Below are 13,680 nucleotides of genomic sequence, written 5' to 3'. Positions count from 1 at the left end.
TTATCCAGATGGAAAGAATTGCGATTGTATCCGACATTCATGGCAACATGACTGCCTGGGAAGCAGTGTTAAAAGATATCCGAAGTCGTGGCGTGGAGCGAATCTTTTGTCTTGGTGACCTCGTGGGCAAGGGGCCAGAACCGGTACAGGTTGTGGATCAGGTGAGAGCGACGTGCGAACTTGTTATCCGTGGCAATTGGGATGAACTGGTTGCGGTTAACCAAGACAACGAGAACTTTACGTGGCAAGCAGAGCGGCTGGGTGAGGAACGATTGGCGTACTTGGCGGGCCTACCCTTCAGTCATCAATTTCAACTGAGCGGTCGCACCATCCGTCTGGTCCATGCTTCACCTCAAAGTGTATACCATCGTGTACAGCCGTGGGACGCGATGGAAAAGAGGTTGGCAATGTTTGATCCTCCGGCTGATGAGCCTGAGCAAGGTGTTGCAGATGTTGTAGGTTATGGGGATGTGCATAACGCATTCTTGCAGTATATGAACGGCAAGTTACTGTTTAATGCAGGCAGTGTTGGTAATCCACTCGATCTTCCCCAAGCTTCCTACTGTATTCTGGAGGGTGAAGACAGCAACGATAACAATACCCCGTTCAATGTTCAATTCGTGCGGGTGCCTTATGATATTGAGCGAGAAGTACAGGTTGCACAGTCGGCGAATGTTCCTGCATTGGATTTCTATATTCGTGAGATTCGTACGGGTATCTATTGCGGGCTGCAGGAGTAGTCAGCATCTGGACCTTTTAGCGTGAGGAATTGAATGATGCAATATATTAATACTAAAATGCGAATACTAAAGTTCGTGGATCAGTTCAAATGGTATTACGCCGGATCATCATCAGAGCATGCTTGTCTTACCGGACTAGAGCCCGTTTAGGCAAAAGGAGCGATTGTCATGCTTACCCGAAAAATGCTGGTTCAAGGTCTGCCGGCTTTGTGGACAGAGCGTCTTGTCCTGCGATCATTACGTCAAAGTGATTACAGCACATTATCGGAACTCTTTTCCGATCCTCAAGTCATAAGATATGTGAATAGGGGAAGCCAGCCCACGCCAATCCGAGCGAGACGGTTATTGAACCAGATACGGAGCAGCAGCGCCAAGCTGGATTCGTTACATTATGGGATCTGCTGGAGAGGCAAGGAACAAGTTATTGGGATCACCTCATTCCAGCACTGGAATGATCAGAATGGTACCGCACAGATTGGTTATATCCTGAACAGGTCCTGTTGGGGCAGGGGTGTGGCTACCGAGGCGGTACAGCGGCTGCTGCAGTTTGGATTTGACGATCTTCATCTGGGGAGGGTGGAAGCACGTTGTTATGAGGCGAATGTATCTTCACAACGGGTGCTAAGCAAAATAGGGATGTCCTATGAGCGGAGTCTTCCCTCGTTCGGACTGAATGATGAGGATGACGAGGGATCAGAATCCCTGATGGATGTTAAAGTGTATAGCATGTATCGGGAACAATACGTACGCCCGCTTCAGGAAAAAGACCTGCAAACCCTGGTATCTGACAAGCCGCAATGACATAGAGTAAGAATAGCCAAACGTGAATGAATCGAACTTCAATCATTTGTTACACAATTGAAATATAGCTGCAATTGAACTCTAACAGACAGGGGGTAAACTTATCTCATGACCCCCTTTTTGATAATAGATAATGCTGTTGGGACCCGCGCGAGCGGGTTCATTTTTTTTGTCCATATAAGTTAACTGTGGAATATTTACACTCGCCACTCCGATGACAGAATAACTTTCCGATCGCTGTTATACCCGGATTTTTTTGATTCCCATATTATTGAAGGGGAAATCCGGGGATAGCGCATGCTTCCGATGCAGCTTTCTTTCAGAAAGCTTTTAGGCGACCGCTTCGCTTCTTCACGTTATTTCTGTCCTCTCCGTTATCGTGTAAAATATAATTATATTTCCTTTTATAGGGCAATAAAAGGCCCCCACGGCGTGAACAAGCGCGCTGTGGGGGCCTTTGTGTTTGCTATATTTTTTACAGTGGAACAACCTGCATCTGTTTCTGCTTGAAGTATACCCAGTCGGTGAATCCGATCTCCTTGAGACGTGTATGAACGTCATCCAGCTCGTCTGCAACCCGCTGTGGTTTATGAGCGTCCGATCCAAATGTTACCTTCACTCCATAATGATGGGCGCGTTCCAGAATGGCATCCGAGGGATACCAGCCACCGCTGAGTTTGGTTTTGCCAGATGTGTTAATTTCGATCGCTACGTTGGATTCTGCAATGACCTGCAACGTTTCATCAATGGCCTGATCAGCGATAATATCGGAGAAAGGTGGATAGTTTCCTTTCATCGCATCAATATGTCCAAGAATCTGGAACATACCGCTGCGAGCCGATTCCCGAATTAATGAATAATAACTTTCTTTCACTTCAACTTTGCGAGCATTGCTTAGGCCATTCCACCGGGTTTTGTTGAAGATACTCACATCCTCGGTATGATGAACTGAACCAATAATATAGTCAAAAGGATACTGTCCCAGTGTGGTACGGTACAATTCTGCATGAACAGGGAAGTAGTCGGATTCAATGCCGAGCAGCACATCGATTTTACCAGCGTACTCTTCTTTCAAAGTAAGGACTTCTTCCACATAATGCTGCAATTCCGACTTGCCCATTGCGATCCGGGGAAATGCCTGCTCAAGCTCACTGCCAAAGTACGGCGTATGATCCGAGATACCGATGGCCTGAAGTCCTGCCTTAATACCTGCCTCTATATAATCGCGGATGTTGCCGTCTGCGTGACCACAACGAAAATGATGTGTATGAAGATCAAATTTCATATGGAATCCTTCCTTTCTCATGGCTCATTGTCATTCTGAACTGATGAATTGGGTTTCCGGCATACCTTTGAGGTCACTTATGAACTGCTGCATCGCTGAGTTAAGGTATCGACTGGACTTATAGATGACACCAACAGGGTGACTGACCTCCAGCTCACTTAAGGGTATCATTCGTAATGTACCTTGACGCAACTCATGCGCAACAGATTGTTTGGAGATGACAGCTGCCCCGAGATCAATCTCGACCATCCGTTTCACTTCTTCGCTGCTCGACAACTCCATTACAATATTAGGTTCAATATTATGTTTCTTGAAGATAGTTTCCGTAAACCTTCGTCCTACGGTATCAGGGGACAGCAGAATCAATGGTGTACTCCGGAGCACATCGACTGCAGCATGTTTCTTCTTCGCCAGCGGATGGGAAGGAGATACCACGAGTTCAAATGTGTCATAGTACAGCACAGATGTATTCAGGTTGGGATTACGCTCCGTGAGATAACCGATACCAATATCAACCAGACCATTTTCGACCTGGGTATAGATCTGTGATGAAGGAAGGGACTGGATACTGGTTTTGATCAGCGGGAACTGATCTTGGAAATAGGATAACACCCTTGGCAAGATCTGAATAGCAATGGAAGTTGTTGTGCCTAACACGATACGTCCCTGAGGCGTTTCATCGAGATCGGACAATTTTTGTTTCAACTCATCAACGATATCGAGCATCCGTTCAGCGTGCTCCAGGAATACCTGTCCACGGTCTGTCAGGGTAACGGGTTGGTTACGATCCACAAGAACGGTGCTGAATTCGTCCTCCAGACTTTTGATCTGGGCCGAGACGGCAGGCTGGGTCAGGTTCAGAAGTTCTCCCGCTTTGCGGAAGCTCATCGTTTTGGAAATGGTAATTAGTGTCTCCAGTTGGCTTATGTTCATAGGTGACCTCCTTGCAGGCAAAATTTCTTGATTATGTAATGTTTAGTGTGATGTAATCCCGTAACTGGTTATTGTTCCGTTATCTTAAATTATAGGTGATTCAGGACAGCAGAGCAATGAAGGTAATGATCAGGATCAAAAGTAGTTCAAGAGACTGTGAAAAAAACGCGAATACAAGAATTTGATTTTTTTTACAGTTGTGAGAAAGCAGTAATAAAGTCCTAAATGCCCTTTGCCACGCACGATGATCGAAATGCTTTCTTCAAAAGAAGTGAAAAGCGCTGTTTATTCGCTAGAATCAGCTATAAACATTTGCCCCACGGATGACGATAAATTATAGTACACATGGTTTAACGAATTCTTAATGAATTCTTGTACGTGATAAAGTATAATAAATTTAATGAATATGGGACTTTTGGTGTGTGACCAATAACCCAGTGCGAGGGGGACATAGACAGTGAAAGCGGAAGTGATTAATCCTTTCCTGGAATCGGCACGGAACGTATTCGAACAGCTCATCCAGGTTTCGCCTTCCACCGGGAGTCTTGGCGTGAAAAATGTAGAGTACATTGCAGACCATGTCTGGATCGTGATCGGAATGACCGGACAACTTAGCGGAAACATTGTATTTGGAATTAATGAACAAGTTGCATTGAAAATTGTATCTGCGATGATGGGTGGTTTTGTCATTACAGAAATGGATGAAATGAGCAAAAGTGCGATTTCCGAACTGGGGAATATGATCAGTGGTAACGCCAGCACGATCCTGTCAAACCAGGGTGTTGTGGTCGATATTACACCTCCACAAGTGATGAAGTCCGAACATCTGACTACATTTAGTGCAACGAAAGCACTGAGTATTCCTTTGCTGATGGACGGCATTGGTGAGATGGATATTCAGGTCATGATCTCGTAGAATAGAACCATACGCCTCAAAAGGCAATATGTGTTCAATACGGGAGGACATCACGGATGCTGAAAGATCAGGTAGTGTTTATCACAGGTGCATCGAGTGGTATCGGTGCGCTGTGTGCGCAGATGCTGATAGAAGAAGGAGCCATCCCAATTCTGGCTGCCCGTTCACGGGACAAGCTGGAAGAGATTGGTGCCTCGCTGAAAGGGCCGCATGAATTACTCACACTTGATGTTACGGATAGTGAGCAGGTTCAGGCAGCTGTGGATGCGATATTGCATAAATACGGACGAATCGACATTTTGCTGAACAATGCAGGTTACGGGAAATTCGCAGCGATGACAGAGATGTCTGTACAGGAATTCGATGAGATGATGGACGTTAATTACATGGGCATTGTCCGCTGCACCAAAGCAGTGCTTCCACAAATGCTGGAACGTGGCAAAGGTCAGATTGTGAACGTGGCCTCCATGGCTGGCAAAATCGGTACAGCCAAATCCGCTTCCTATACAGCTACGAAACATGCTGTACTCGGATTTAGTAATGCGCTGCGTCAGGAGCTTCGCAAGACTGGAGTCATGGTGACAACGATTAATCCAGGTCCGATTGATACACCGTTTTTCCATCGGGCTGACCCTTCTGGCAATTATGTGAATAATGTACGCTGGATGATGTTGAAACCGGAAGACGTTGCGGGTCATATGATTCGGGCGATGAAAAAGCGCAAGGAAGAAGTGAATCTGCCAAGACTTGCTTCTGCTGGCATATGGTTGTACCAGCTATTTCCTCGTCTTGCAGATCGATTGTCGCACGGTGTAATGAATCAGAAGTAAATGTGATACGAGGCATCATATACGGAATGAAAGAAAGGCTCCGCCGAGGGGCTTTTCTTTTTTTTGGCGTGTATACATACAATTCTGGAATAAGATTTGGTACACGGGCTTTTTTCGCATATAATGAAAGGTAATGTGATGACAGGCTTCGGTTTATATCCGTACAAGCAAGGCTAGCATCAAAATGAATAAATTAAAAGGATGGACATACATGACGAATCAAACATTTGCTTCAATTGGCGTGGAACAGGATCTGGAGGCCGTTTTGGCGAAACATGGCATTAACGAACCTTCACCTGTACAGGCTCAGACGATCCCGGTTATTTTGGAAGGCCGAGATGTCGTATCCAAATCCCAGACGGGAACAGGAAAAACGCTGGCATATCTGCTGCCACTGTTACAATCCATCAAAATGGATATCAAAGGTACGCAGAAACTCATTATTGCACCTACGCAAGAGCTGGCGATGCAAATTGTACGTGAAGCGCAGCGTTATGCGGAAGAACGTAAGATTGGCGTATTGGGTCTAATTGGAGGCGCAGCGGCTAAACGTCAGATCGAGAAGCTACGTGAGCATCCACAATTGGTTGTGGGTACACCGGGACGACTGAAGGAATTGATTACACTCAAAAAACTGAAAATGCACAACGTCTCTACGATTGTTATCGATGAAGCAGACCAAGTGTTCCAACTTGGCGGCGTAAGTGACGTGAACTTTGTACTCAAGAGCGCATTGCGGGACCGTCAGCTGATCTTCCTGTCAGCAACCATTGATGAGCATACAGCTGGACTCGCAAAGCGTGAGATGAAAGAGCCTGTGCAGATCGGAATTGAACCGGATCGAGCTACGGCTGCGGGCCTTGAGCATTATTATTTTGTAGAAGAAAACCGTAACAAAATTGACATGCTGCGTCGTCTGGTTAGACAGTACAATCCGGATCGGGCAATCGTATTTGTGAATGCAACCGAAGATATTGGTGAAGTTGAAGCAAAAATGAATCATCTGGGCTTGTCCGCTGCTGCGCTGTATGGAGATGCTGACAAAGTGACGCGCAGTAACGTATTGTCTGCCTTCCGTAATGGCAAACTTCAGTTGCTGATTGCCAGCGAAGTGGCTGCCAGAGGACTGGATATCGAAGGTTTGCCAATGGTCATTAACTATGACCCTGCCTTTGACTCGGAGCACTATGTTCACCGTGCAGGTCGTACAGGCCGGATGGGACGCTCGGGTATCGTTTTGTCCATTGTGGATGAAACACAGATCTTTATTATGCGTAAATTCGCACGCGAACTCGGAATCGAACTGTCAGAACGTGTACTCTTTGGCGGTAAAGTACTGGAGGCTGACCCGCGTCCGGACACGCGGCCTGAGGGACATTCGTTCTCCAGAAAACCAGGACAATCCAGAGATCGCAAACCAGGTCAGGGCAATCGTAATGGGGGAACCAGAGCTACAATCTCCAATTCGCGTCCAGCAGGTAGCAAACCAACGGGTAATACAGGCCGCACGGAGCGCGACCAGGATCGTAAAAACAAAGGAGCACCCAAGTGGAGTAAAGATAAAACGCCACGCTCCGAAGAATAGAATCTGACGAAAGGGGTGCAGGGATAGATGGAAAACGTTCAATCGCCTGTTCTGCAAATCAGCGGGTTAAGCGGAGGTTATAGTGCCAAACGGCCCGTCCTTCACGGCATCGATCTGGAAGTTGGACGTGGAGAGATGGTCGGACTAATCGGCTTAAACGGTGCTGGCAAAAGCACAACCATGAAACACATCCTCGGCTTGATGACACCTCAACAGGGCGAAGTGCGAGTGATGGGCAAGAAGCGGGACGAGGATGCGCAGATCTACCAATCGGCTATGGCATTTGTACCGGAATCACCCGAACTGTATGATGAGATGACGGTGATGGAGCACCTGGAGTTTACGGCAAGAGCGTACAATGTGTCGGAGGCTGATTTCAAACAACGTACGGAGAAACTACTGGAACTGTTCCGTATGAATGAGAAAAGTACAAGTCTGTCGACTCACCTGTCCAAGGGGATGAGACAAAAGGTCATGATCATGTGTGCTTTTGTGGCAGGACCACCACTGTACATCATTGATGAGCCTTTCCTGGGACTGGACCCGCTGGGTATTCGCTCTTTGCTTGATTTTATGCTGGAGATGAAAGCTTCGGGATCATCCATCCTGCTCAGTTCACACATTCTGTCCACGATTGAAAATTACTGTGACCGTTTTATCGTTCTGCACCGTGGGCAGGTTATTGCTCAAGGTACGCTGAATGAACTGCGCTCCCAATTCGGGGAATCGGATGCCACGCTGGAGCACATGTTCTATTCCCTCGTACAAGGCAGGGATTGAGCATGGATCTCAAGCTGCTATGGAAGCAAAGACGCACAGGATTCTGGAACGGAATTCTTCCTTATCTGGGTTATGTGATCCAGAGCGGTGTAGCTATGGTCTTTTTATTTCTCGTCATTGCGTTCTCCGCCTGGTATACATCGTTTGTCCAGAACATTCCGGCGGAATTTCCGATTCGCTGGGTTGCATTGCTGCTGCTGGCACCGCTAGTGCTGTTTAGCAGTTATCGTACATATCTGCTTCCGGCAGATATTGTGTTCCTGCGACCACAGGAATACCGGATGCAGGAATATTTGAAGAACAGCTTTGCCCGGGGCATCATCTATAAAACTCTGGGCTTGCTGCTTGTATTTGTTACACTGTGGCCGCTCTATGTCAGAGCAGATCTGGATGCACGGCCATTTGGCTGGTTCATCGTATTCCTGTTGCTTTGGAAAGGGTTGTCCAGTTATGGAGCGTGGCAAGAGCTAAGAATGGTTCAGGTCGGGGCAGCAAGAGGATATCGTCTCTTGCGATGGGCTCTGGCAGTGCTGGCGGTTGGCGCATGGCTGTGGCAGCCACCGCAGCGCAGCGTCTGGTTCCTGCTGTTGCTGGCTGTTGTCTACATCGTCGCCTTGCGTATACCGGTGAAACATCGGGTAGCGTGGGAACGACTGATTCAGGTGGAACAGGGGCAGGCTGGCAGAGTCATGCGGACGCTCGGCTGGTTTGTGGATGTACCTTCATCCGGACAGAAAGTAAGTTCGCGTCGCTGGCTTAGCAAATTGGGGAGTGGTCTTCCCTGGAATGCAGGGAAAGCTTACCGTTACTTGATAACCAAAACGTTTGTTCGAACCGAAGTGTTCTCAATCGTGTTACGCCTAGTTGTACTGGGCATGTTACTATCCTGGTGGACAGCAGGCAGCTACTTTGGTGTCGGGGTGTATCTGTTCTTCCTGTTGCTTGCAGGTGTTCAGTTAGGTGCGCTGCGTCGCAGTCATAGTGAATCGTTCTGGATTATGATCTATCCAATCTCGGGTGAGAGTCGTCGTTCTCAGGTGTTGGGATTCATATTCCATCTACATGCACTGGCTGCGTTACTCATGTGGTTGCCTATGCTGGCTGCCGGAGCAAGCGGACTGACTGTCACCGGAGTAGCACTTATTTTGGGTATACTGGTGATTGTGATCATGCGGCGTTCGCAAGGTAACAAGTGGTTGAAGGAAGAAGAGGACGAGTAAACGATCGGACACCGGACCAACTCGGATTATTACATTGGGTTCACCAGTGAGAGGTACAAAAGATAACAAAAGAAGGGTATTCCGGGCTGTGTCCCGGTATACCCTTCTTTGTGCTGTAATGGAATCTTGCAATCAGATCACTTGGTTCTCGCGCAAGTGTGTATTGGTACTAACAGAGGAACGATTTAGTGATAATCACGAGCAAGATGAACAGAACGAGAATGGCACCTGTGTTTGTAAATCCTCCGCCGTAACCGCCGCATCCATAACCGCCTCTTGTATCTTCAACTCCAGACATGGTCATTCCCCTTTCAAGTGGTTGTTTGGCACGCCCTTGCGTACATCGTATATTATGTGCCATGGGGGTAGGCTGATTGGGCCGATGCCCGGTAAAGCCAGAAATTAAAGCTTTTGGGCTGATAAAACACAAAAGAACCCTTCGTATATTCAGTGACATGAAACGTCGCCGTTATACAAAGGGTTCTTATAACATTCAGGGTACAGGTCTGTGTTAACTAAGTCGTCCGCAGATCCTGAACTCCACGATAGATGGTTTCATACAGATCTTCCAACCCGGATTCTTCAATACAGGAGAAGGCGATTCGAAGATCCGATTCACCCAGCGCGATTGTACCCACACCATATTTGTGCAGCAAATGGCTTCGAAGTTCTTCAGCGCCAACTTCTTTTAGCTTCAGGCACATGAAGTAACCGGAGTTGAACGGATAATAGTCCCATGCATCTCCATACTTGCCGCTATCGAGAATGGCTTTTACCTTATTGGCGCGGCCTTTCATAATCTCGAACTTCTCCTGTTTCTGTGCTTCAAATTCCGGTGCTTTGAGCGCATCCAGTACAAAAGTCTGGGAAGGATGCGGGCCACTGGAGATCGTTGCCCGGATAATACCGAGTGTTTTTTGTTCCAATGCATGCAGAACGGCTGCATCTTCATGGGCATACGTAATGAATCCAACGCGGAAGCCCCATACGAATTCTTCCTTGGTTGCACCATCCACTTTTACGGTCAACACACGTGGATGAATGTTGGCAAGTTTGCCAAACAGGGATTCATGAATGGAATCTTCGAAGAACAGTCCAAAGTAAGCATCGTCTGTTACAGCAACCACGTTAACGCCGGCTTCAGCTGCCTGAAGAATCGTGTTCACAATGGCATCTGCTTCTTCGGCTCCAGGCGTATAACCTGTAGGGTTATTCGGGAAGTTGAGCAGAACGATGGCTTTACCTTTGTCCTTTTGATCAAGCAAAGCCTGAAGCAGACCCTCACTGTTGAAGTTCAACTGATCATCGAACAGGGGATAATGAACCAACTGGCCATGACGACGAATTCCGAAGGTCAGCTCGTAATTTTCCCAGTTTTTATCTGGATATATGACAGCGTCCCCTTCATCGGCGAACAGGTCGGCTACGATACTAAGTCCATGGGTTAATGCATTGGTTACAATCGGATTGCCAAACGTTTTGCCTTCCAGAGAAGGCGTTTCCTTCAGCATCTTGTCTCTCCAAACGGTCCGCAATTCAGGTTTGCCTGCAGGTGGAGCGTAAGGATACAGATCCTTTGGTTGGAATGCAGACAGCTTCTCCTGAATAACCTGAAGATGCATCGGCACACCACCCTCCAGGGCGATACCAATCGTGGCATTATGGGTCTTGGCCAAGCTTGCTGCTTCAGCAGATTGACTCAAAATCCCCTCTTTAGGAAAATAAATTTCTTTGCCAAGCTGTGACAGCATGGAGTAGACGTGACTGCTGCCTGTCTGAATACTTTCGTTCAACTGTTCAGCCAGTGGATTCATTCTTTTCATCCTTCCAAGTCTTTGTGATTCAACTGCCTAACATTATATCACCTTGACATGCCCCCGTCACGGAAATTACGCAATATGACAGTTATATCACTTTACCGCGTTGTTGCAGAGGGTTTTCGGGTGGGTTATCGTTGTATTCGACCTTGGAGTAATCCTCAAGAAATGAAACTTATTGTTGATGAAATGGACAGTATTTCCGCATCATTTCAGCAGTTTCGGCATCTCTTCCTTCATTGCGCTGTTCCAGTTCACCACGGATATGATCCAGGCGTTCAATAGACCAATTTTGTCCAAATTTAAACTTGGCGCTGATCCGTTCAGGACTAATTCGGACTACGGCTACAGCTTTGAGGTTTCCTGTGTAACGCGAGTCAGTAGCGTCAATGGGTACATATCCGCCTTGCGGCTGGAGTTTCTCCATGAATCGTTGCAGTACCTTACCTTTGATGTCCAGATCTTTAACCGGTTCAGCCTGACCAAAGGCCATAACACTTTTGAAGAAAGAAGTTGCCGGACAAGCCAGCTCAGGATCACTGAAATAGGATGGAATCAGGGAGAACTCTTCAGCTACTGTGAAACTGACCGACGAATCCTGTTTGATCTGTTTCATCTTCTCGCCAGCCAGACTGCCGTGAAAATAAAAGCAACCGTCCATATATACGAAGTTCAGCGGTGTAACCCGTGGTTGTCCGTCCGGACTGACCGTTCCCAGAAACCCGAAGGAGCACTGATCCAGAAATGCGGTGATTTCCTGTTCTTCATCTACTGTGAATTCTTTCCGTCTCATGTGTATTCCCCCATCATTGAATGTATAATAGAACGCCATATCTTATGGATAACAATAGTTCATACATTGACAATGAAATAGATCCAATTTACATTCACTTTAGTAGGCCAATTAGTCGGGGATCACAGATGAAGACAAATGAAGAGAGGTGCAAGATGGAATTGTGGCTGCCGATGGATACCTATGAACTTCAGCATCGATATAAGTATGAGGCATTGTACCATGCGTTACGTGATGCCATTCATGCAGGTACATTGGTGGGAGGCACGCGGCTTCCTTCCACACGTGAGTTGGCAAGGCAATATGAGATGTCACGTGGTTCGGTAGCTCAGGTATACGACATGCTGCTTGCGGATGGTTATGTCCATGCACATCGGGGAAGAGGTACATTTGTCACCGAAACATTATCCACTCAGGAAAATGAAAAACAGGAAGCCGTTCTCAACCTGTCTCCCTGGGGTGAGCGGGTACAGAGGTTGAATACGCAACATGAAGTTCTGCGGACTCAGATGTCTTCACCGAAGCCGTCCGTCATTAATTTTCAAATGCAGCGCATGCCTGCGGAACATTTCCCGTTAGGGGAGTGGAAGAGTGCACTCGCTGCGGTTCATCGCAGTGGTTGGCGAGAATCGAGCGGTGTAGCCGGTGATCCGGAGCTGCGTGAGGCCATCGCCTCCCATCTCAGATGGACACGTGGTATTCAGGCTGAACCATCTCAGATTGTATTGTTCAGCGGTTCAATGCAAGGCATCACCCTTCTATCCCAGCTGTTGATCGCAGAGGGGGTAGCAGTTGTATTAGAGAATCCGGGGTATCCGGGCATCGCTCATGCCGTCAAGTCCTGTGGTGGGCATATCATCCCGGCAGAGGTGGATGCCGCAGGCATTATTCCTCAGCCTTGGGAGGCACAGACGTTATTTGTCACCCCTACCCGGCAGTTTCCAACAGGGGCCGTGCTGGGATTGGACAGAAGACGTGCCTTGCTTGCGTGGGCCTCAAAGCGGAATGCGGTCATCATTGAAGATGATTATGACAGTGAATTCCGATGGGGCGGAAGACCGATTGAACCCCTCAAAGTGCTTGATAGTGAACAGCGTGTCATCTATGTTGGATCATTCTCACAAACGATGGTGGCTTCGTTCCGACTTGGCTATGCCGTCCTGCCACCTGGTCTGGTAGAACCTCTGCTTGCCGCCAAGGCGTTGTATGAACCGGTACCTCCAGCGCTGTTAGAGCAGCGCGCACTGGCAAAATTTATGACCCGAGGAGGTTACCTGAGGCACTTACGACGGTTAACCCGGTTATATGGGGAACGGCATGATTTTTTTGTCCGCGAGATGGAACTACAGTTGCCGGAAGCATTCACGATGCAGCTTGGTGATGCAGGACTGCATATCTACGCCACCTGGAATGGCGATGTGGACAGTTATCAGCGATTTAAAAAGCTCGCTCAGGAGGATGGCATATTGTTCCGTGATGCAGAGCGATATCGGTTGACTTCAGATCATCCGGCGGCCTGCTTTGCTTTTGCACATCTGGAGAAAGAAGAGATAACAGAGGGAATCCGGCGAATGCGGCTAGCCTGGGAGAAGTGCACATTTTCGTTTCGGTGAATTCCGCTGTATAATGGGATAAGACATTTCGCTCCTGTAGGAGCAGAGATCATATATGAGCAAGTTGTATTTAATCATGCTATACAAGTTGAACTAATTATTTACACGAAAACGTAGAGGGCAGAAATAACCTGAAGAAGCGGAGCGTTCGCCTTTATCGTCAGATTTTCACCTTTGTAAAAGTGAATCAAAAAATCTGGGGATAACAGCGATCGGAAGGTTGTTCTGTCATCGAAGTGGCAAGTGTAAATGTTCTTTAGTTCAATTTCTATAGATACTGAAATACATATGGCCTGGATTGAAGAAGTGAGATTCAGATCAGAATGATGCCATATGCAGAGAGATTAACTATCAAGGGGGAGTGGCG

13 protein-coding genes are annotated in these 13,680 nt (G+C 47.4%); 8 read left to right on the top strand and 5 right to left on the bottom strand.

The window, feature by feature from the left end; all coding sequences use genetic code 11:
* Positions 1-8: 8 nt before the first annotated feature.
* Positions 9-740, top strand: coding sequence for a metallophosphoesterase family protein (locus tag MKY01_RS26125; RefSeq protein WP_339284195.1), 732 nt, complete (start codon positions 9-11; stop codon positions 738-740).
* 168 nt (positions 741-908) lie between these two features.
* Complete coding sequence (locus tag MKY01_RS26120; RefSeq protein ID WP_053061418.1) at positions 909-1,541, top strand: GNAT family N-acetyltransferase; 633 nt, start codon at positions 909-911, stop codon at positions 1,539-1,541.
* A 475-nt stretch (positions 1,542-2,016) separates the two neighbouring features.
* Here the strand turns inward: MKY01_RS26120 and MKY01_RS26115 are convergent, their stop codons facing one another.
* Positions 2,017-2,826 (bottom strand): histidinol-phosphatase, encoded by an 810-nt coding sequence (locus MKY01_RS26115; protein WP_282320300.1) that lies wholly within the window; start codon positions 2,824-2,826, stop codon positions 2,017-2,019.
* A gap of 30 nt (positions 2,827-2,856) precedes the next feature.
* Positions 2,857-3,759: a LysR family transcriptional regulator gene (locus MKY01_RS26110; protein WP_036605798.1), complete on the bottom strand. Its 903-nt coding sequence runs from the start codon at positions 3,757-3,759 to the stop codon at positions 2,857-2,859.
* Between the two features lie 457 nt (positions 3,760-4,216).
* Between MKY01_RS26110 and MKY01_RS26105 the strand changes: the two genes are divergently transcribed.
* From MKY01_RS26105 to MKY01_RS26085, 5 genes are all read left to right on the top strand, one after another.
* Positions 4,217-4,675: a chemotaxis protein CheX gene (locus MKY01_RS26105; protein WP_036605799.1), complete on the top strand. Its 459-nt coding sequence runs from the start codon at positions 4,217-4,219 to the stop codon at positions 4,673-4,675.
* A gap of 56 nt (positions 4,676-4,731) precedes the next feature.
* The gene (locus MKY01_RS26100; protein WP_047841269.1) at positions 4,732-5,505 is read left to right on the top strand and encodes an SDR family oxidoreductase; all 774 of its coding nucleotides are present in this window, start codon (positions 4,732-4,734) and stop codon (positions 5,503-5,505) included.
* A 211-nt stretch (positions 5,506-5,716) separates the two neighbouring features.
* Positions 5,717-7,090, top strand: a complete 1,374-nt coding sequence (locus tag MKY01_RS26095) for a DEAD/DEAH box helicase (protein WP_047841268.1) — start codon at positions 5,717-5,719, stop codon at positions 7,088-7,090.
* 27 nt (positions 7,091-7,117) lie between these two features.
* Positions 7,118-7,870 (top strand): ABC transporter ATP-binding protein, encoded by a 753-nt coding sequence (locus tag MKY01_RS26090; RefSeq protein ID WP_036605802.1) that lies wholly within the window; start codon positions 7,118-7,120, stop codon positions 7,868-7,870.
* A gap of 2 nt (positions 7,871-7,872) precedes the next feature.
* Complete coding sequence (locus tag MKY01_RS26085; RefSeq protein ID WP_047841267.1) at positions 7,873-9,090, top strand: ABC transporter permease; 1,218 nt, start codon at positions 7,873-7,875, stop codon at positions 9,088-9,090.
* 169 nt (positions 9,091-9,259) lie between these two features.
* Here MKY01_RS26085 and MKY01_RS26080 read toward each other — a convergent pair whose 3' ends face one another.
* From MKY01_RS26080 to MKY01_RS26070, 3 genes are all read right to left on the bottom strand, one after another.
* On the bottom strand, positions 9,260-9,388 hold the full coding sequence (locus MKY01_RS26080) for a hypothetical protein (RefSeq protein ID WP_017692471.1): 129 nt from the start codon (positions 9,386-9,388) through the stop codon (positions 9,260-9,262).
* A 217-nt stretch (positions 9,389-9,605) separates the two neighbouring features.
* Complete coding sequence (locus tag MKY01_RS26075) at positions 9,606-10,904, bottom strand: aminotransferase class I/II-fold pyridoxal phosphate-dependent enzyme (protein ID WP_036673403.1); 1,299 nt, start codon at positions 10,902-10,904, stop codon at positions 9,606-9,608.
* 178 nt (positions 10,905-11,082) lie between these two features.
* Positions 11,083-11,700: a pyridoxamine 5'-phosphate oxidase family protein gene (locus tag MKY01_RS26070; RefSeq protein WP_017692473.1), complete on the bottom strand. Its 618-nt coding sequence runs from the start codon at positions 11,698-11,700 to the stop codon at positions 11,083-11,085.
* Positions 11,701-11,855: 155 nt separating this feature from the next.
* Here MKY01_RS26070 and MKY01_RS26065 point away from each other — a divergent pair, with 155 nt between their 5' ends.
* Positions 11,856-13,313 carry a PLP-dependent aminotransferase family protein gene (locus MKY01_RS26065; protein ID WP_339284192.1) on the top strand — a complete coding sequence of 486 codons (1,458 nt, stop codon included), beginning with the start codon at positions 11,856-11,858 and terminating at the stop codon, positions 13,311-13,313.
* Positions 13,314-13,680: the final 367 nt, after the last annotated feature.

It is taken from the genome of Paenibacillus sp. FSL R5-0486 (assembly GCF_037975155.1).
GTDB classification, from domain to species: domain Bacteria; phylum Bacillota; class Bacilli; order Paenibacillales; family Paenibacillaceae; genus Paenibacillus; species Paenibacillus amylolyticus.
The sequence above is the reverse complement of the archived record's forward strand: the minus strand, read 5'-3'. Positions and strand labels throughout refer to the sequence as shown.